The organism is Rhodococcus sp. 06-418-5, assembly GCF_002258285.1.
Taxonomy (GTDB): domain Bacteria; phylum Actinomycetota; class Actinomycetes; order Mycobacteriales; family Mycobacteriaceae; genus Rhodococcoides.
Map to the genome: position 1 here is coordinate 391,149 of NZ_NOYE01000016.1, position 19,665 is coordinate 410,813.

Genomic DNA, 19,665 nt, shown 5'->3' on the forward strand with positions numbered 1-19,665 from the left:
TCACCGTCGGGCGCGGCTTCCGCCGCTACTGGTTGCCAGAGCAGAAACATACAACACTTTCTCAACGAAACGGCACGAGTCGGTCATGTGAATGAGCACAAAGCTTTACTGTTCGTTGACCTGACTTCCTGCCTCCCGCTGTGCCCCAACGCCCCTGAATCGTTCCGCGGCCGATCGTTTGGCACTATTGCCCCTTGTGACCGATCCGATCGAAAGCTCCGAGCTGCTGTGGTGGCAGGACGCCGTCTTCTACCAGATCTATCCCCGGTCGTTCGCGGACTCCAACGGTGACGGCATCGGTGACCTCGACGGAATTCGGGACAAGCTCGGCTACCTCGAACTGCTTGGTATCGACGCCGTCTGGATCGGACCCATCACGCGGTCGCCCATGGCCGATCACGGGTACGACGTGTCCGATCCTCGCGACATCGACCCCTTGTTCGGCAACCTGGAGATCTTCGACGCGTTGGTCGACGAGGCTCATGCGCGCGACATCAAGGTCACGATGGATCTGGTGCCCAATCACACCAGCAGCGAGCACCCGTGGTTCAGATCGGCCCTGACAGCTGCGCGCGGTAGTGCCGAACGAGCCCGCTACATCTTTCGAGACGGACGCGGTGACGACGGTTCGCAGCCACCGAACAACTGGCCGAGCATATTCGGTGGCCCGGCCTGGACCCGCATCACCGAGCCCGACGGGTCCCCTGGCCAGTGGTACCTGCACATCTTCGCGCCCGAGCAGCCGGATCTGAACTGGGACAATCCCGAGGTGTTCGAGGACTTCGCGCGCACCCTGCGATTCTGGCTCTCCCGCGGCGTCGACGGCTTCCGACTCGACGTGGCGCACGGTATGGCCAAACCGGTGGACCTGGCCGACATGAGTCTCGAACTGAACGCGTTGATGAAGAACGACGACGACGATCCCCGATTCAACAACCCTCGGGTCCACGAGCTGCATCGACGCATCAGAGCCGTCATGGACGAATTCCCCGACGCGGTGACCGTGGGCGAGATCTGGGTGCAGGACAACGTGCGGTTCTCCGAATACATCCGGCCCGACGAGCTGCACCTGGGCTTCAACTTCCGACTGGCCAGTGTCGATTTCGATGCGTCGACCATCCGCGACGCCATCTCCAATTCCCTCGCCGCTGTCGAACTGGTCGCCGGAACTCCCACGTGGACATTGTCGAACCACGACGTCGAGCGCGAAGTCACCCGGTACGGCGGTGGGGACCGGGGTCGGGCGCGCTCCCGCGCCATGATTCTCGTCGAATTGGCCCTTCCCGGAACAATTTTCGTGTACAACGGTGCCGAGCTCGGGTTGCCCAACGTGCAACTGCCCGACAGCGCGTTGCAGGATCCGGTGTGGGAGCGATCCGGGCATGCCGAACGTGGCCGAGACGGCTGTCGGGTGCCGATGCCCTGGGAGGGACACTCACCGCCCTTCGGATTCTCCTCCACGGATCGAACCTGGTTGCCGATGCCGCCGGAGTGGGACGGGTACACCGCCGAGGCGCAACTCGAGGACGTCGATTCGATGCTGAGCCTCTACCGGACGGCCTTCGAACTGCGGGCGCTGCGTCCGGAATTCACCGGTACCGGAATCGATTGGTACGGATCACCTCCCGGCTGCCTGGCGTTTCGCCGAAGCGGCGGCCTGATCTGTGCCCTGAACGCGTCGGAGGAGTCGATCCCGCTGCCTCCCGGCGAGTTGCTGCTGGCCAGTGCCCCGCTGGTGGACGGCAAACTTCCGGCGAACGCTGCTGCGTGGCTCGTCTAACGCTCGACGGTGAGCGACAACTGCTGCCCGGCCCGACGAGCGAAGATCGACCCGTAGCGGGCATCGAGGCGTAGCCACACCTTCGACACGCGCACCCGAACGACCTCGTCGGGTGCGATTCGATCCGGGTCGATGTCGACGGTCAACGGATCGCTGCCGCTGTGCGGAACGAAACCCATTGCGGTGAGGGCGAACACCGTTCGCATGGAGATCGACACGTCGTCGGCGTCACCGGCGACGTGGAGAACTTCCTGTTCGAGCAACGAACTCGGCGGGCCGTGGCTGCTGCCGTGCTCCTTGGCCAGTGCGACGCCGCGTTGCGCAAGCCCCACGAGCACCCTGGCGGGCACATCGTCGAGATGGTCGAATCCGCCGTCCGGCGGCAGGGCACCGCGCCACGCGGAATCCATCGAGAACCCCGGGTCGATCACACCGTCGACCGCCTGCGCCGCCGCCGCAACCAACACGTCGGCACCGGCACTGGTGTCGTCGGGCACCACGGTTCCGGTGATCACCCGCGCTGCCAGCGCATCGAAACCCGTTGCTGCCCAACACGAAACACCGCCACCTGCTCGGGTCCGCATACGGATCACCGCAGCTTCGTCCAGACGCAGCGCCCTGCTGCAGAACGTCGCGAGGTTCTCCCGCTCGACCGCGTCGGGAACGGTCAGTACGCGCTCATACACGCTGCCAGCTCATCAAGAACTCGCGCTCGGACGGGGTGAGTCGACGCAACCGCTGCGCATCGATGTCGAACGCCGCGATCTGCGTCGAGGCCACGACGGCGGCAGGGGTGTCAAGCGAGGCACCCCTGGCCCGCACCTCGTAGCCGACGACGAAGTCCACCGCCCGCACCGCATCGATCCACATGAAGACATCGAGGGGGCCGTCCTCGTGCCGGAGCTGGCCTCGATACTTCACGTGCAGATCCGCGATCACCGCTCCGTGACGCAGGTTCGCCGTGGGCCTCCCGTCCACCAACAGCCACGGAATGCGGGCCTCTTCGAGGAGAGTGACCATCCGGGCATGGTTGATGTGTTGGTACACATCCATGTCCGACCACCGCACGTCCACGGTGGCATGGAAGCCCACTCGCGCGGTTGCAGGTCGCTGGTCGGACAGATGGGCGTCGGGCACACTCACGTGGTCGTTCCCTCTTCTCGGTCGAGTGTCGTCGTTTTCGGCAGTTGCGACGTGGTGCGGAAGGTCATGGCACCGTGTCGATCACGGCACCATGTTGCGCACCTGTCGGGCAGCGACCGACAGGGTGGCCAGGTCGAGGGTTCCCGACTCGGCGATCTCGGTCAATGCAGCGCGAGACCTCGCGAGCCGGGACGAGTTGGTCGACTCCCATTCCGCGATCTTCTCCGCTACCGACTCCTCCGGCTCGCCGCCGGCCAGTACGGCCTGCGTGATTCCCCGGAGAGAGGAGTACAGGTCGTCGCGAAGGGCCAAGCGCGCCAACGAGTGCCAGCGATCTCCACGAGCCAGCTTGGAGACGGCAGTGAGCAACCAGTCGATACCGATGTGCGCGTCCAGGGCGAAATAGAGCTCCGCGACCTCGGCTCCGTCCCGATCCACGATGTCGGCGATGTCGATGATGTCGAGCAGGCAGTACACGTCGAGCAACCCGTAGATCCGACGAGCCAGGTCGGCCGGCGCGCCGCGTTCGATCGCCGCAGCCGATCGCGAGTCCAGGTCGCTGGCTTGATGCCCGGAGATCCACGTCGACACCGACGGTTGCAGTGCCCGCACCTGGCCGGCGTACCGGCTGATCTCGGCTCCGACGGCCAGCGGCTGGGGACGGTTGGCGAGCAGCCACCGCGAGACGCGGTCGAGCATGCGGCGCGACTCGAGCAACAGTTCGGCCGAGACCGCTGTCGGCACGTCCGCGGCCCTGATCGAGTTCCACACCTCGTCGAGTCCGAATATCTCGGTGGCGGCCGCGAACGCGCGAATGGCATCGGTGCCTGCCGCACCCGAATCCTCGGTCAATCTGTAGGGGAACGTGATGCCGCCGCAGTCGATGGCCTCGTTGGCCAGCGTCGTGGCCACCAGCTGCCGCCGGAGCGGATGTGCGGTGATCGCGTCGGCATACGGCTCGCGCAGCGGCTCGGGGAAGTACTTGGGTAGCCGCGGAGCGAAGACGTCGCTGTCGGGGAGTTCGCTGTCGAGCAACTCCGCTTCCAAAGCCAACTTCACGTGAGCCATCAACGTCGCCAGTTCCGGCGAGGTCAATCCTCGGCCGTCCTGCTTGCGACGCCGCAGGTCCGCCTCGGTCGGTAGCGCCTCGAGCTCTCGGTCGAGTCCGCGGCGCACTTCCAGATCCTCGATCACCCGACTGTGCACGGTGACCAGGCTCGGTGCGTCGAACCTCGATGTGCCGAGCAGCTCGTTCTGCATGATGTTGTCCCACAACACCAATCTGCCCACCTCGTCGGTCATGGACGCGAGCAGCTCGTCTCGATCCTCGCGCGCCAGGTTGCCGTTGGTGATGGCCGTTTCCAACAGGATCTTGATGTTGACCTCGTGATCGGAGCAGTCGACACCCGCCGAGTTGTCCACGGCGTCGGTATTGATCTTGCCTCCGGCAGCGGCGTATTCGATGCGGCCCAGGGCGGTGGCTCCGAGGTTGCCGCCCTCCCCCACCACTGCGGCGCGGACGTCGATTCCGTCGACCCTGACCATGTCGTTGGCCTTGTCGCCGACCTCGGCATTGGTCTCGGTCGATGCCTTGATGTACGTGCCGATTCCGCCGTTCCACAGCAGATCGGCCGGGGCCCGAAGGATTGCGTTCACCAGCTCCGGCGGAGACAGCGCGTCCACGGAATCGCCCAGCCCCAGGGCGGCACGTGCAGCCGCACTGATCGGGACGGACTTACGGGTCCGTTCCCACACTCCACCGCCCGCACTGATGAGCGAGGTGTCGTAGTCCGCCCACGACGACCGCGGCAGTGCGAACAACCGCTCCCGCTCGGCGAACGAGGACTCACGCTCGGGGTCGGGATCGAGAAAGATGTGCCGGTGATCGAACGCGGCGAGCAGGCGAATGTGCCGGCTGAGCAACATGCCGTTGCCGAACACGTCTCCGCTCATGTCGCCGACACCGACGACGGTGAAATCCTGGCTCTGCGTGTCGATTCCGAGCTCGCGGAAGTGGCGTTTGACGCTCTCCCACGCACCCTTGGCGGTGATGCCCATGGCTTTGTGGTCGTAGCCGGCCGAACCACCGGAGGCGAAGGCGTCGCCGAGCCAGAAGCCGTACTTCGCGGCCACGTCGTTGGCCATGTCGGAGAACGTCGCGGTGCCCTTGTCCGCGGCAACGACGAGGTAGGTGTCGTCTCCGTCGCGGCGTACGACGCCGGTGGGAACCGTCACCGTTCCGGTGGCACGGTCGAGATTGTCGGTGATGTCGAGCAACCCGGCGATGAACAGCCGGTAGCAGGCCTTGCCTTCCTCGGCATGGGCCTGACGATCTCGATCGGCGTCACCGGTCACGACGGGGGGCCGCTTGACGACGAATCCGCCTTTGGCTCCGACCGGCACGATGACGGCGTTCTTGACCATCTGGGCTTTGGCGAGTCCGAGGATCTCGGTCCGGAAGTCCTCACGTCGATCCGACCAGCGCAGTCCGCCGCGGGCCACGGCCCCGAACCGCAGGTGCACACCTTCGACGCGGGGTGAGTACACGAAGATCTCGAACTTCGGCTTCGGCTTGGGCAATTCGGCGATCGACTGCGGGTCGAACTTGAGCGAGAGGTACTCGCGATGTTCGCCGTCGACTCCCACCACGAAGTAGTTGGTTCGCAAGGTCGCGCGAATCAGCTCGAACATGCTGCGCAGGATTCGGTCGGCATCGAGGCTGACGACCTCGTCGATCAGCTCCCCCAGCTGGGTGCCGATCGACTGCGCGTTCTCCTCCGAGCTCGCCTCGGGATCGAACTGCGCCTCGAACAACCCGACCAACAGCCGAGCGGTGCGCGGATGCGTCAGCAGCACACCTTCGATGTTGAACTGACTGTAGGGAAAACCGGCCTGGCGCAGATACTTCGCGTAGGCGCGCAACACCACGGCCTGCCGCCAGTGCAGGCCCGCGCGCATGACCAGCTCGTTGAACCGGTCTGCCTCGGCAGCGCCGCTCCACACCGCCGCGAACGCGTCGGTGAACCGATGCTGCACTCGGCTCTCACGATCGGCGGTGCCTGCCTCGGACAATTCCGCATCGATGTCACCGTCGATTGCCGAGCGCAGCATCTCGCGCGAGGCGGAGAGCCCGAAATCGTATATCCAGCAAGACATTCCGTCCGGCCGAACCACGGGGTACGGTCGTTCGTCGTCGACCTCGACGCCGAGGCTCTGCAGAATGGGCAGCACCTGCGACAGCGAGACGCCCGCGCCGCCGATGTACAACGAGAACCGCCAACTGCCAACGGCGGACTGCTCGTTGCGGTAGAGCTGCATGTCGATCGACTCGGCACCGAGCCCTTCGAGGCGCGCGATGTCGGTGACCGCCCGAGCCGGACTGAAATCCTGCTTGTAGGCCTCGGGGAACGCCTCGGTGTACCGCTGAATCCGCAGCGGGTCGACCGTACGGTCGAGCGAGACTGCGTCGCCTAGGGAATCCTCCCAGGTTCTGGTGGTCTCGGTCAGCGCCGCCTCGATCCGGGTGATGTCCTCGGCGTCGAGCTCCGTCGACGCCGTTCCCGGTGCGCGACGGACGGTCACGTGCAACAGCGCCAGGTCCGATTCCGTCACGCGCGCTGTGTAGTCGAGAGAGGTACCGCCGAGTTCGCGGAGCAACCGATCCTGGATGGCGAGGCGCACACGGGTGGTGTAGCGATCGCGCGGCAGGTACACCAGGGCGGAGACGAAGGAGCCGCTGGCGTCGGGCCGGACGAACAGTTTGACCTTGCGCCGACGGCCAAGTGCCAGAACAGCACTCGCGGTCTCGAACAGCCAGGCCGCAGAGGTGGCGAACAGCTCCGAGCGCGGCATCGACTGCAGCACTTCGAGCATCGCCTGACCGGAGAACGACCCGAGATCGTGGCCTGCGCGGGCGATCACCGATCGAACCCGACGCTCGATCACCGGAATGTCGAGCACGTTCTCGTGCAGCGCCGTGACGGTGAAGACGCCGACGAAGCGGTGCTCGGCGGAGTTCTCGTTGTCGAGAACACTCACGAAGTAGGGGTAGACCGCGCGGTGCACCGTGGCCGGACTAGCTCCCTGCGTCAGGGTCACCAGATCGCGCTGACCGAGGGGTTCCGAGCCGTCCACGTCGTGCGCCGCGTCGCGCAGGACACCGAGACTGCTCGACTCGTCGCCGGTGGCCGTCCGTGCGCCGTCGACTCCGTCGATCCGGTAGCGGCGGTAGCCGAGGAGCGTGTAATGGCCGTCGCCCAGCCAGCGCAGCAACGCGGCGGCGTCGCGATGATCGACGGCGATGTCGGACTCCGGATCACCGGCCCGCTGGGCCGCTCCGTCGAGAAGATCGGCGACTTCGGCCTGCACCCGACGCATTCGATCGGTGTCGCCGACCACCTGACGCACGTCGGCCAACACCCGGCGCGCCTCCGACTCGACGCGGGCAAGCGCGTCCTCGGACGTGGCGGGATGCAGCTGAACGTGAATCCAGGATTCGCGTCGACCGTCGGCGGTCAGGCCCGTCAGCTTGCCGTCGGCGTCGCGGGCCACCGAGAGGATGGGATGAACCACGTCGGTGTACTCGATGCCGAGTCGGGAGAGCAGCGAGATGACCGATTCGACGAGGAGCGGCATGTCGTCGGTGACGATCTGCAGGTAGCTGCCCGCGGCCCGATGGGCGGCAGAACTCGACTCACTCGGTCGGTGAACCGCCACGTTCGCGGTCTCGGGACGCCGCTGCGCGGCCAACCGGACGTGCCGATGAAAGGACGTGGTGTCGGGGCTGTGCGCGGACGCTCCGACGGCCGTCGTGTCCACGTGCTCGAAGTACTCGGCACGCAGGGTCGCCAGCTCGGCCAGGAGTCGGTCGTCGAGCCCGTCGGCCCAATCGTTGTCGGGCAGGTCCAGCGAGCGTGGCATGGTGTTCGAGTACTCCCTCGTGAGGATTTTCCCGACGCCCGCCGATCGCCGGTCGTCGATGACTACTCGACCTTAGTGTCGAACACCCCGTTACCGCAGTGACCTCGCAGACCCGGCGCGTGGCGAACTGCGCGACGGCTCTATTCGACGTGCAGGTACTCGGTGAGCAGTCCCCGCTCGTGCTCGTCCAGAGGACGCGACGACGAGGTGGCGAGATCGAATGCGACCATCGTCGCCTCGGCATCCGCGCACACTTTTCCGTCGCGGTCGGTCACCACGTGCCGGACGCCGTAGGAGGTGGTCCCGATACGCGTGACCCACAGCTCGATCGTCAACGGTCCGGAGTCGTCGAGAATCGGGTGCAGAAAATCGGTGACGAGCTTTCGGACCACGGCCGCACCCCGTTGCTTCGAGCCTCCCAGGACCGCGTTCAGAAACTGAACGCGGCCTTCCTGGAGGTATTCGACGAAGCGGGTGTTGTTGACGTGGCCGAGGCGATCGGAATCTCCCCACCGCACCTGGAGCGTGCAGGTGAAGGTCTTTCCTGCCACGTCAGTCCCTGGTCAGCTTCCGGTGTGTGACGCGATGCGGACGGGCCGCGTCGGGTCCGAGGCGTTCGACCTTGTTGGCCTCGTAGCCCTCGAAGTTGCCCTCGTACCAGTACCACGCGGCTTCGTTGTCGCCGAAGCCACCTTCCCACGCCAGGATGTGTGTGCAGGTGCGGTCCAGGAACCACCGGTCGTGCGAGATGACCACGGCGCAACCGGGGAATTCCTCGAGCGCGTTCTCGAGCGATCCGAGTGTTTCGACGTCGAGGTCGTTGGTCGGTTCGTCGAGCAGGATCAGGTTGCCGCCCTGCTTGAGGGTCATCGCCAGGTTCAGACGGTTGCGCTCACCACCGGACAGAACTCCTGCAGGCTTCTGCTGATCGTGACCCTTGAACCCGAACGAACTGATGTACGCGCGGGACGGGAACTCGGAGTTGCCGACGGTGATGAAGTCGAGGCCGTCGGAGACCGTCTCCCACACCGTCTTCTTCGAGTCGATGCCCGACCGGTTCTGGTCGACGTAGCTGAGTTTGACCGTCTGTCCGATCTTGACCTCACCGCCGTCCGGCTCCTCGAGCCCGACGATCGTCTTGAACAGAGTCGTCTTACCGACACCGTTGGGGCCGATGACGCCGACGATGCCGTTGCGGGGCAACGTGAACGAGAGATCCTTGATCAGTACGCGGCCGTCGAAGCCCTTGTCCAGGCTCTTGACCTCCACCACGACGTCGCCGAGGCGCGGCGGGTTGGGGATCTGGATCTCGTCGAAGTCGAGCTTCCTGGTCTTCTCGGCCTCGGCCACCATCTCGTCGTAACGAGCCAGACGAGACTTGCTCTTGGCCTGACGCGCCTTGGCACCGGAGCGAACCCAGGCGAGTTCGTCCTTGAGGCGCTTCTGCAGCTTCTGGTCCTTCTTGCCCGATACCTCGAGGCGTTCGGCCTTCTTCTCCAGGTACGTGGAGTAGTTGCCCTCGTACGGGTACAGGTGTCCGCGGTCGACCTCGGCGATCCACTGCGCCACGTGGTCGAGGAAGTACCGGTCGTGTGTGACGGCGAGAATTGCACCCGAGTACGCGGCCAGGTGCTGCTCGAGCCAGAGCACGCTCTCGGCGTCGAGGTGGTTGGTCGGCTCGTCGAGCAGCAGCAGGTCCGGCTTGCTCAGCAGCAGCTTGCACAGCGCCACGCGACGCTTCTCACCACCGGAGAGGTTGGTGACGGGCGACTCGGGCGGCGGGCAGCGCAGCGCGTCCATCGCCTGTTCGAGCTGGGAGTCGATCTCCCAGGCATCGGCGTGGTCGAGCTTTTCCTGCAGCTCGCCCATCTCTTCCATCAGCTCGTCGGAGTAGTCGGTGGCCATCAGCTCGGCGATCTCGTTGTACCGCTTGAGCTGGACCATCGTCTCGCCGAGGCCGTCCTCGACGTTCTCACGAACGGTCTTGGTGTCGTCGAGGACCGGTTCCTGCATGAGGATGCCGACCGAGGCACCGGGAGCGAGGAACGCCTCACCGTTTCCGGGCTGATCGATTCCCGCCATGATCTTGAGGATGCTGGACTTACCGGCGCCGTTGGGGCCGACGACGCCGATCTTCGCTCCCGGATAGAAGCTCATCGTCACGTCGTCGAGGATGACTTTGTCGCCGTGCGCCTTGCGCACCTTCTTCATGGTGTAAATGAATTCAGCCATGACGCCCAGCTTATCGGTGCGAGCGAGTCTCCGGCACCACCGCCCGAGGGCGCAGCCGCCGTCCACACCCGATCGTAGGTTCCGATGCAGCGCGGACGGCGGGTCCCGGGAGTGCGTCAGGCCGGAACGGACTCGCGCACGTCGTCGTCGATGCGGTCGTGATCGCGATCCTCATCCGCGTCCACGGGTTCGGTCGCTCCCGGATCGCCGTCCGTCGCAGCGTCGGATGCCACCGCTCGCGTTCGGTGGATCGAGACGTTGCAGCGCGCGAGATCCGGTCCGACGGCACTGGCCCGCATCTCGAGATCCGCGCGTTCGACTCCGTCACGATTGGTGTACTCGTTGGTGCGTAGCTGTCCGTAGGCGATGATCGGGTCGCCCTTCATCAGCGACGCCCCGACGCCGCGCACCAGGCGACGCCAGCACGTGACCGTCAGGTAGAGGGTTCCACCGTCGGTCCATTCGCCGGTGTTGCGGTCCTGCCGTCGGGCGTTGCTGGCCATCCGGAAGCTGAGGACCTCGTCGCCGGTGGGCGTGGAGCGCTTGACGGGATTGGTGATGACTGTGCCGACCACGGCGCATTGTGCTTCGTACATGCTGTCTTCCCCTCGATCGATGTCGCGTGATTGCGATCGAGTTCGAGACTGCTACGCGGAGAACGTCCGTGGTGAACGAGTCGGCGAAATGTGGACAACTGCCCGGTCTGTGGATGAACGGCCGGAATCGGGGTCCGTGCGAGCCGAGAATGTCGGGGAGGTGTGCTAGTCGGGAATTTCGGCGTACGTGTGGCCGTCGAGCACGGGAACCACGCGGCCCGCAGTGAGCGAAGCTACAAGCGCCGCAGTCGAATCGGCGTCCGGCACCGCAACGGTCAGTACCGCGCACGCGCCGTAGGAGGTGCCGACCACCAGGACTCCGTGCCCCCGCAGTTCCGATTCCACCCGGCCGACCTCGGCGTGATCGAGTTCGAGCGTCATGATCTCGCGTCGCTCCCGGGTCAGGAACGTCGCTCCGGACAGGGCCTCGGTCACCGCGCCGCCGTAGGCACGCGCCAGTCCGCCGGTGCCCAGCTTGGTTCCGCCGAAGTATCTGCTGACGACCGCGACGACGTTGGTCAGGTGATGGCCGCGGAGCACGTCGAGCATCGGTGTACCTGCCGTGCCACCGGGTTCACCGTCGTCGTTGGACCGCTCGACTCGTTGTGCCTCTCCCGCGGTGTCGACGCGCAGGTCGGTGGACGACGCGTCGACGATGAACGCCGAACAATGATGTCCGGCAGCAGGATCGGCCTTGCGAGCTGCGGCGATCACCGCCCGCGCCTCCGCTTCGGTGCTCGCGCGATCGACGACGGCGACGAACCTGGACTTCTTGACGTCGGTCTCGCACTCGACGCGGCTCGCGATGGTGCGCAGTGGGGTCACCCGGTCACTCTCATGCAGCCACACTGTCCACGACATCGTCTGCGGCACGGACCAATTGGGCGTACATGCCGTCGTTCTCGAGCAGGGACTCGTGGGTTCCGACCTCGCGAACGACGCCGTGGTCGAGTACTGCGATGCGGTCCGCGGAGCGCACAGTGGACAGTCGATGCGCGATGAGGATGGTCGTTCGCCCCTCCATCAGGCCGTCGAGCGCGGTTTGCACTGCGCGTTCGGTGCGATTGTCCAGAGCACTGGTCGCTTCGTCGAGCACCAGGATCGGCGGGTTGCGCAGCACCGTTCTGGCGATCGCGATGCGCTGCTTCTCACCGCCCGAGAAGCGGTACCCGCGCTCGCCGACCATGGTGTCGTAGCCGTCGTCGAGGCCGTCGATGAAGTCGTGGATCTGCGCCGTGCGAGCCGCCGCGACGATCTCCTCGTCGGTGGCGTCGGGTTTGGCGAATCGCAGGTTCTCTCGAATGGTGGCGTGGAACAGGTACGTCTCCTGGGAGACGACGCCGACCAGGTCCGCGATCGTCTCCGACGCGAGCTCCCGCAGATCGATGCCGTCGATGGTCACCGTTCCGGCCGTCGGATCGTGCAGCCGCGCAACGAGATAGCCCAGGGTCGTCTTACCGGATCCGGTGGCACCGACCAGGGCGAGGGTGCTTCCGGCCGGGACCTCGAGGTCGATGTCGCTCAAGGTCGGAACCGTCGCCGCGGCGTAGGTGAAGTCGACACCGCGGAACGCGACGTCGCCGCGGACGGTCTCCCTGGGCAGTGCCACCGGGTGGGCGGGCTCGGCCACGTCGATCGGCAGATCGAGGTACTCGAACACGCGACCGAACAGGGCGAGCGAGGCCTGCACCTCGACACCGGTGTTGAGCAACTGCATGGTGGGCCGGAACAACTGGGTCTGCAGAGCGGTGAACGCGACGAGGGTGCCGATCGTCAGCGCGCTCCCCTGCCCGATGGTGATGCCGGCGAACCAGTACACCAGTGCAGGCATGACGGCGAAGCTGATCTGGATGGTGGCCATTCGCCATTTTCCGGCCATCATCGCCGCGAGTTCCACGCCCGCGACCTCGTGGGACCGGGCGGCGAACTTGTCGGTCAGAGCCCGGGCGGAACCGGTGGTCTTGCCCAGCAGAATGCCGCTGACCGACAGTGATTCCTCGATCTGCACCGACAGGTCGCCGAGCAACTTCTGTCGTTTCGTGGAGATCTTGCGCCGCTCGTCGCCGATGCGGCGGGCGACGCGGACGAAGACCGGCAGGATGATCAACGAGAACGTGGCGAGCTTCCAGTCCAGCAGGAAGAGTGCGACCACCGTCGCGGCAACGGTCGTGGCGTTCTGCGCGATGGACGTGGCGGTGTTGGTGACCACCGATTGCATGCCGCCGATGTCGTTGGCGATACGTGATTGGACCTCGCCGGTGCGGGTGCGCGCGAAGAACCCGAGGGATTGGCGTTGCAGGTGCGAGTAGACCTGGACGCGAAGATCGTGCATGAGTCGTTGACCGACGCCGTTGGACATCCAGGTCTGTACGACGCCGAGAGTGTTGGTGGCGACTGCAACTCCGATCATGCCGAGTGCGATGAAGCTGACGAGCGTGACGTCGCGGTCGGGTATCGCATGATCGAGGAGTTCGCGAAGAAGCAAGGGGGACGCGAGCGCGATGATCGCGCTGACGACGATGATCGCGCTGACGGCGGCGATCTTGCGGCGGTAGGGCGTGAACAGAGCCAGGACTCGGCGCACGGGTGCTGGATCGGACGCGAGGAGAGAACGTTCGGGTCGGCTTTCCAAGTAGACCTCCGTGGTAGCTGAAGTGCGGGGTCACCGAAGTGATATGCAGAGGCTACCTCACTATGAGGTAACCAGCAACCGTCGCTATGATCCGTTGCATGGAAACCGGACACTCGCCCAACCTGAGCGATTCGTTCATGGCCGTTGCGCGGCGCATCCGACGCAGCCACATGGCTGCGTTGGAACCGTTCGGCCTCAATCCTTCGCAGAGCCGAGCCCTGCACGTGTTGGCGCGCGAGCCCGAGTCCGTGCGACTACGCGATTTGGCCGAACACCTGCGGATCGTGGCGCGGTCGGCCACCGACATCGTCGACTCGCTCGAGGCGGCGCATCTGGTGACGCGGCAACAGGATCCGAGCGATCGGCGAGCCGTCCTGGTCGAGTTGACCGACACCGGCCGTGCGCTGCTGGACCGGATCGACGACGCACGCCGTCAGGTGTCCTCGGACATGTTCGACGGCCTGGAGCCTGCGGAACGCGTCGAGCTGAACCGACTGTTGAGCAAGATCGCCGAGACGGACTGACCCGAAGGCCGATCAGCGCTCGCCGGTTCGATCGCGTCGAGCGAGCTCGGCGAACATCGCATTGTGCGCGGCCAGATCGGCATCGTGATCGCGCTCGGCGGCGCGGTCACCACGCCTGGCATCCCGATCGTCGCTGCGGGACCACTGGATCAACAGCGCCAGCATGACGAGCACCAGCGGAACCTCGCCGGTGGCCCAGGCGATACCGCCGCCGAGCTTCTGATCCCCGAGTAGGTCGGAGTTCCAATCCAGCCCGAGCGTCCGGTAGAACCAGGCACCCATCACGGTGTTCATACTCATCAGTGCCACTCCGAAGAAGGCATGGAACGGCAGCGAACCGAACACGACTGCGAGTTTGGTGACCGGAGCGATCTTGCGCGGAGACGGATCGACGCCGATGACGGTCCAGTAGAACAGGTAGCCGCTGAGCACGAAGTGCAGGTTCATCAGCAGGTGCGCGCCGTGACTGTCCAGTACCGCTCCGAAGATGCCACCGAGGTAGAGCACGTAGAAGCCGCCGACGAAGATCAGCGAGGCGACGAGCGGATGGGTCAGGAACTGCGAGATTCGACTGTGCAGTCCGAGCAACAGCCATTCACGAATCCCGGGAACGCCGTCCTTGCCCGCCGCGGGCAGCACCCGCAATGCCAGCGTCAACGCACCACCGAGCGCGAGGAGGACCGGTGCCAGCATCGAGAGCATCATGTGACCGGTCATGTGCACGCTGAACACGGCCGTGGAGTAGCGACCGATTCCCGAGGACGTGCTGATCAGAAGCGTCAGGCAGCCCAGGACCCACGCCACGGTACGGCCGACGGGCCACGCGTCGCCGCGCAGCCGCAGTCGACGAACGCCGATCAGGTACACCACGGCCATGACGATGGCAGCGGTACCGAAGATCAGATCGAAGCGCCAGTCCAGCGCCATCCGCGCGAACGTCGGCGGGCCGCTGAGGTCGTATCCGAGTGCAGCCTCTGTCGGCGTGAGATCGGGGTCGATCTCGGCGGGAGGCGGTGTGCGGCCGAGCCCGACGGCCAGTCCGATGGTCGCCGCGAGGACCAGCACCTCGGCTCCGGCGAAACGAAGCAGCGGCCCGCGGGCCGAGGGATCGGCGACCAGGGCCGGTAGTGCGCGGCGACGCTGCATCCAGCCGAAACCGCCCAGCACGATCAGGGCCACGATCTTGCCCACGATCAGCAGGCCGTAGATGGTGGTGAACAGGTCGGAGATCGATACCCGAACCAACGCGTTGATGACGCCACTGATGCCCATCACCACGAAACAGACTCCGGCGATCGTAGAGAATCGGCGAGCCGCGACATCGGCATGCGCACCGTGCCTGCGAACGTGTGCCAGCAGCGCGAACAGTCCGCCCGCCCACAGCGACGCGGCTCCGAGGTGCAGGATCAAGCTGTTGGTGGCGATGTCGTGCGATCCGCCCGCCGAGGAGTGGCCGCTCAGCGCGATCGGAAGCAGCGTCGCCAGAGAGAACCCGAGCAGTGCGGGAGTCCAGGCCCACCGCAACACCGTGCGCGACGCGATGGCGAGCACAACGGCCATGATGGCGGTCCAACGCCAGGCGCTGGCGATCTCCACCTGGTCGAGTGCGACCCACAGGTTCGCCGGCTTGATGGCTTCGGTGAAGGGCTGCCCCGAGGTGTCGGAGAGTGTCAGCGGCACGAGGAGCAACGCGCAGACGGCCCAGACGATCGAGGCGACCGAACCGGTCCGCACGGCGCGGTACCCGTCGACGTCGAGCACGCCGTTCTTCTGCGGCGGTACGAGGAACGCGGCCAGCAGGAACGATCCGATGGCGATGACGGCGGCGATCTCGCCTATCGCCCGTAGGGCGGGTAGACCGTAGGTCGTGGCCGGGCCCGGGTCCGGTATTCCGAGCAACACCAGGGCGTCGGACGCGGAGAGCATCACGATGAGTGCGGCAACCACACCGGCGATGACGCCTGCGGTGACGAACACCGTGGTCGTGGCCGAACGCGGATCCACATCCGCCCGGACATCGTCCGCCTGCAGTTCGGCGGTCGAGGGTTCGGTCTTCTCGAGATCCGGTGTTGCCATACCACCAGAGTAAGAGGTGATCGGCGGTAGTCGAAACGCGAGTCCTACACAGCGTCGTACTTGCCCGTGCTCACGGCCTCGGTCGCGTCGTGGTGGATGCGTCCGCGTCGGGCGCGCAGCGGTTCACCGGTACCGCCCCAACGGTGGGCGATGATCTCCGCGGCGATCGATACCGCTGTCTCCTGCGGCGTCCGCGCCCCGAGGTCGAGCCCGATCGGACTGGCCAGACGAGTGAGTTCGGTCTCTGTCAGACCCGCCGCACGCAACCGAGCCGTGCGGTCGTCGTGGGTACGGCGTGATCCCATCGCGCCGACGAACGCCAGAGAGGGGATGCGCAACGCCACTTCGAGCAGCGGCACGTCGAACTTGGGGTCATGCGTCAACACGCAGACGACGGTGCGTTCGTCCACCTCTCCCGCCGCGAACTGCTCGGACAGATAGTCGTGCGGCCACGCGACCACGACCTGCTCGGCGGCGGGGAACCGCTGCGGAGTCGCGAAGACTGCCCGTGCGTCGCAGACGGTGACGCGGTAGCCGAGAAATACGCCCTGCTGCGCCACCGCGGCAGCGAAGTCGATGGCTCCGAACACCAGCATCCGCGGCGGCGGAGCGTGGCTCGAGACGAACACCTCCATCCCCTCCCCTCGTCGCTGACCGTCGGGGCCGTAGGTCAGAACAGCCGAACGGCCCGCGGCGAGAAGCCCTTTCGCATCGTCGGCCACGGCGGCATCGGCCCGCGCGCTGCCCAGCGAGCCACGGGTGCCCGATTCTCCGACGACGATCCTTCGGCCGAGCCGTTCCGGATCGGAGTGTGCGACGACGGTGGCCACCGCCACGGGCACGTTGCCGCGAACGTCCGCGACGAGAGCCTCGAATTCGGGAAACGTGTGCCGAGAGATCCGCTGCACGAAGACGTCGAGCGTTCCGCCGCAGGTGAGTCCGACGGCAAAAGCGTCGTCGTCGGATATCCCGTATCGCGTGAGGACGGGCGCGCCGGAATCCATCACGTCCTGTGCGAGCTCGTACACCGCACCCTCGACACAACCGCCCGAGACCGATCCGGCAACGGCACCGTCCGAACCGACGACCATCGACGCACCGACCGGACGCGGAGCCGAGCCGAAGGTGCGAACCACCGTCGCGACCGCTGCCACGTCGCCGGACTGCCAGCTGTGCAGTACGTCGTCCAAGATGTCGTGCATCGAACCTCCTTCGGCACAGGTCGGAAGGATTCCGAGAACACCGGCTCCCCTCAGGATGCCAGCTCGCCCCGTGCCTGCTTCGACGGCACGGGCGGAAAGGTACACTCGTCAACCGTGCTCGAGCGGGTCCACCCCGCACGCGCCAGCCTCCGTAGCTCAGGGGATAGAGCAAGGGCCTTCTAATCCCTTGGTCGCAGGTTCGAATCCTGCCGGGGGCACACTCTGACCAGCACGAACACGTGACGCCTCGGCCCACTGTGGTTGACTCGACGGTAACGAAGGGTCACACGTGCATCAGCTCACTCTCGGAGTCCTCTCACGTTCACGCAAGCCGAATGAGCGGCGACTGCCGATTCATCCACTTCATCTCGATCGCATCGATGCCGACATCCGAGCCCGCATGTTTCTCGAATCCGGCTACGGCGAACCGTTCGGAATCTCCGACGAACATCTGGCCACCCAGGTAGCGGGCATTCACACGCGCGACGAACTCATCGCTCGCTGCGATGTGATCCTGCTGCCGAAGCCGCAGGCCGAGGATCTCGCCGCGCTTCGCCCCGGGCAGACCCTGTGGGGTTGGCCGCACTGCGTCCAGGATCGAGCCCTCACCCAGATCGCCGTCGAACGCAAACTGACGCTGATCGCGTTCGAGGCCATGAACCACTGGACGCAGGACGGCTGGTTCAATCTCCATGTGTTCCACAAGAACAACGAATTGGCCGGCTACTGCTCGGTGCTGCACGCACTGCAGCTGATCGGTTCCACGGGCGATTACGGCCGACGGTTGCGTGCCGCGGTCATCGGTTTCGGGGCCACGGCCCGCGGTGCCGTCACCGCTCTGAACGCGCACGGCATCCACGACGTCGACGTCCTGACACAACGCGGTGTCACGGCCGTCGGGTCGCCCATTCATTCGGCCAACATCGTGAACTTCGATCTCGACGACGCCGATCCCCGACGAAGCCGAGCTCTCACGCCCGAGGGACGGGTGCCGCTGTCCCAGTTCCTCGCCGACCACGACGTGATCGTCAATTGTGTTCTGCAGGACACCAATGCACCGTTGACGTTCCTGACGAACGACGATCTGCCCACTCTCGCACCGGGCACCCTCGTGGTCGACGTCTCCTGCGACGAGGGAATGGGCTTCGAATGGGCCAGACCCACCTCGTTCACCGATCCCATGTTCACCGTCGGCGACAACGTCAAGTACTACGCCGTCGACCACAGCCCGTCCTATCTGTGGAACTCGGCCACCTGGGAGATCAGCGAATCGTTGCTGCCGTATCTGCGAACCGTCCTCGACGGCCCCTCGGCCTGGAGCCGTGATGCCACCATCGAGCGATCGATCGAGATCAGGAGCGGCGTCATCGTCAACCCCAATATCCTTGCGTTCCAACACCGCAGTGCGGAGTACCCGCACACCGCCGCATGAACGAGGACGCAGCGTCGATCATCGGCTGGACCGAGGACGGTAGCGAGCGGACGTCTCGCTGGCAGTCCGAGAACGGCGCTCCCCCACCGCGCGTGGTGCGGATCGTGAACGATTCGACCACCGCCGACGTGGCGTACAAGATGGCCACGATCGGTGAGGCGTTGTTGTGGCGCGGCGATTACAACAACGCACGACAGCTGTTGACGGCGATGACCCGGCGGGTACCGGCAGCGAAACACCTGCCGGACGCGTCGGGTGCGGAGCGGTTCCATCTGCACCGCCAGTATCAAGCGCGACGTGCGCGAGTGCTGGGAATGCTTCTGGTGGAACTCGATTCGGATGTCCGTCTCGATCTCGGCCGGGCACCGGACGTGCGGGCGGCCGTGACGGACGCTCTCGGCCCGGACGCCGCGCCGTGCGTGCTGTCGTTGCGCGAACTGCTCGGCATGGTCGGCGCACACGAGTGGCGACGCAAGGGCGTCTTCGTTCCGGCGCTCGACGCCTCGATCCATCCGCACTACGGAGTCTTCTCCCCTGTCCGCGGCGAGTACGTTCGGCTCGTCGCCGACGCCCCGCTGCCGGACACGGACCGAGCGTTCGACATCGGCACCGGCTCGGGCGTGCTGGCTGCGGTACTCGCCCGGCGCGGGGTGACCTCGGTGGTCGCGACCGACAAGGATCCGCGGTCGGTCGCGTGCGCACGAGCCAACATCGATGCTCTCGGGTACGCCGATCGAGTCGAGGTGGTGCAGGCCGACATCTTCCCGTCCGGCCGCGCGGGACTGATCGTGTGCAATCCGCCCTGGATCCCCACGAAACCGACATCGGGCATCGAACATGCGGTGTACGACCCCGGGTCTCGAATGCTCAAATCCTTCCTGAGCCGGCTCCGCGGGCACCTGACGCCCGACGGTGAAGCATGGCTCGTGGTTTCCGACCTCGCCGAACTGCTCGAATTGGTCACTCGCGCAGACCTTCTCACCGCCATCGACGCTGCGGGTCTGGTCGTCGTCGGCCGCACCGACACCACCCCGACGCACTCACGCGTCTCTGACAGCTCCGATGTGCTGCACGAGGCGCGCTCGCGCGAGACCACGTCGTTGTGGCGGCTGCGCGCACGCTGAGCGT

14 protein-coding genes and 1 tRNA gene are annotated in these 19,665 nt (G+C 65.8%); 5 read left to right on the forward strand and 10 right to left on the reverse strand.

Features of this window, described 5'->3' with window-relative positions; all coding sequences use genetic code 11:
* Positions 1-196 precede the first annotated feature (196 nt).
* A complete protein-coding gene (locus CH274_RS14320; protein ID WP_094647518.1) occupies positions 197-1,780 on the forward strand; it encodes a glycoside hydrolase family 13 protein in 1,584 nt (527 codons plus the stop codon).
* Here CH274_RS14320 and CH274_RS14325 read toward each other — a convergent pair.
* The 8 genes from CH274_RS14325 to CH274_RS14360 all read right to left on the reverse strand — a co-directional run bounded on the left by CH274_RS14325 (position 1,777) and on the right by CH274_RS14360 (position 13,255).
* Entirely contained in the window at positions 1,777-2,466 is a 690-nt protein-coding gene (locus CH274_RS14325; protein WP_045194580.1) for a hypothetical protein, read from the reverse strand. The two genes, CH274_RS14320 and CH274_RS14325, sit on opposite strands and share 4 nt — an antisense overlap.
* Positions 2,459-2,923 (reverse strand): acyl-CoA thioesterase, encoded by a 465-nt coding sequence (locus tag CH274_RS14330; RefSeq protein ID WP_094657815.1) that lies wholly within the window; start codon positions 2,921-2,923, stop codon positions 2,459-2,461. The genes CH274_RS14325 and CH274_RS14330 overlap by 8 nt, the downstream gene beginning before the upstream one ends.
* A gap of 81 nt (positions 2,924-3,004) precedes the next feature.
* On the reverse strand, positions 3,005-7,843 hold the full coding sequence (locus CH274_RS14335) for an NAD-glutamate dehydrogenase (protein ID WP_094657816.1): 4,839 nt from the start codon (positions 7,841-7,843) through the stop codon (positions 3,005-3,007).
* A 140-nt stretch (positions 7,844-7,983) separates the two neighbouring features.
* On the reverse strand, positions 7,984-8,394 hold the full coding sequence (locus CH274_RS14340; RefSeq protein ID WP_045194574.1) for an acyl-CoA thioesterase: 411 nt from the start codon (positions 8,392-8,394) through the stop codon (positions 7,984-7,986).
* A 1-nt stretch (position 8,395) separates the two neighbouring features.
* A complete protein-coding gene (ettA, locus tag CH274_RS14345) occupies positions 8,396-10,075 on the reverse strand; it encodes an energy-dependent translational throttle protein EttA (protein WP_032394612.1) in 1,680 nt (559 codons plus the stop codon).
* A 116-nt stretch (positions 10,076-10,191) separates the two neighbouring features.
* The gene (locus tag CH274_RS14350; protein WP_094631065.1) at positions 10,192-10,671 is read right to left on the reverse strand and encodes a single-stranded DNA-binding protein; all 480 of its coding nucleotides are present in this window, start codon (positions 10,669-10,671) and stop codon (positions 10,192-10,194) included.
* Positions 10,672-10,836: 165 nt separating this feature from the next.
* Entirely contained in the window at positions 10,837-11,496 is a 660-nt protein-coding gene (locus CH274_RS14355) for an IMPACT family protein (RefSeq protein WP_254924272.1), read from the reverse strand.
* A gap of 10 nt (positions 11,497-11,506) precedes the next feature.
* Entirely contained in the window at positions 11,507-13,255 is a 1,749-nt protein-coding gene (locus CH274_RS14360) for an ABC transporter ATP-binding protein (protein WP_094657817.1), read from the reverse strand.
* Between the two features lie 146 nt (positions 13,256-13,401).
* Between CH274_RS14360 and CH274_RS14365 the strand changes: the two genes are divergently transcribed.
* Complete coding sequence (locus CH274_RS14365; protein WP_254924271.1) at positions 13,402-13,827, forward strand: MarR family winged helix-turn-helix transcriptional regulator; 426 nt, start codon at positions 13,402-13,404, stop codon at positions 13,825-13,827.
* A gap of 12 nt (positions 13,828-13,839) precedes the next feature.
* On the opposite strand, the gene CH274_RS14370 is transcribed toward CH274_RS14365, so the two are convergent.
* A complete protein-coding gene (locus tag CH274_RS14370) occupies positions 13,840-15,903 on the reverse strand; it encodes a cytochrome c oxidase assembly protein (RefSeq protein WP_179275742.1) in 2,064 nt (687 codons plus the stop codon).
* 44 nt (positions 15,904-15,947) lie between these two features.
* Complete coding sequence (locus CH274_RS14375) at positions 15,948-17,105, reverse strand: XdhC family protein (protein ID WP_094658038.1); 1,158 nt, start codon at positions 17,103-17,105, stop codon at positions 15,948-15,950.
* A gap of 145 nt (positions 17,106-17,250) precedes the next feature.
* On the opposite strand from CH274_RS14375, the gene CH274_RS14380 reads away from it, so the two are divergent.
* From CH274_RS14380 to CH274_RS14390, 3 genes are all read left to right on the forward strand, one after another.
* Positions 17,251-17,323, forward strand: a tRNA-Arg gene (locus CH274_RS14380).
* 71 nt (positions 17,324-17,394) lie between these two features.
* Positions 17,395-18,537 (forward strand): N(5)-(carboxyethyl)ornithine synthase, encoded by a 1,143-nt coding sequence (locus tag CH274_RS14385; protein ID WP_094647508.1) that lies wholly within the window; start codon positions 17,395-17,397, stop codon positions 18,535-18,537.
* On the forward strand, positions 18,534-19,661 hold the full coding sequence (locus CH274_RS14390) for a methyltransferase (protein ID WP_094657818.1): 1,128 nt from the start codon (positions 18,534-18,536) through the stop codon (positions 19,659-19,661). The genes CH274_RS14385 and CH274_RS14390 overlap by 4 nt, the downstream gene beginning before the upstream one ends.
* The last annotated feature ends 4 nt before the right edge of the window (positions 19,662-19,665 follow it).

What these genes read in the sequence shown, in the direction of transcription:
- CH274_RS14365 (WP_254924271.1), top strand. Translation starts at nt 13,402, where the DNA reads ATGGAAACCGGACACTCGCCCAACCTGAGCGATTCGTTCATGGCCGTT.
- CH274_RS14390 (WP_094657818.1), top strand. Translation starts at nt 18,534, where the DNA reads ATGAACGAGGACGCAGCGTCGATCATCGGCTGGACCGAGGACGGTAGC.
- CH274_RS14350 (WP_094631065.1), bottom strand. Translation starts at nt 10,671, where the DNA reads ATGTACGAAGCACAATGCGCCGTGGTCGGCACAGTCATCACCAATCCC.
- ettA (WP_032394612.1), bottom strand. Translation starts at nt 10,075, where the DNA reads ATGGCTGAATTCATTTACACCATGAAGAAGGTGCGCAAGGCGCACGGC.
- CH274_RS14375 (WP_094658038.1), bottom strand. Translation starts at nt 17,105, where the DNA reads ATGCACGACATCTTGGACGACGTACTGCACAGCTGGCAGTCCGGCGAC.
- CH274_RS14370 (WP_179275742.1), bottom strand. Translation starts at nt 15,903, where the DNA reads ATGGCAACACCGGATCTCGAGAAGACCGAACCCTCGACCGCCGAACTG.
- CH274_RS14335 (WP_094657816.1), bottom strand. Translation starts at nt 7,843, where the DNA reads ATGCCACGCTCGCTGGACCTGCCCGACAACGATTGGGCCGACGGGCTC.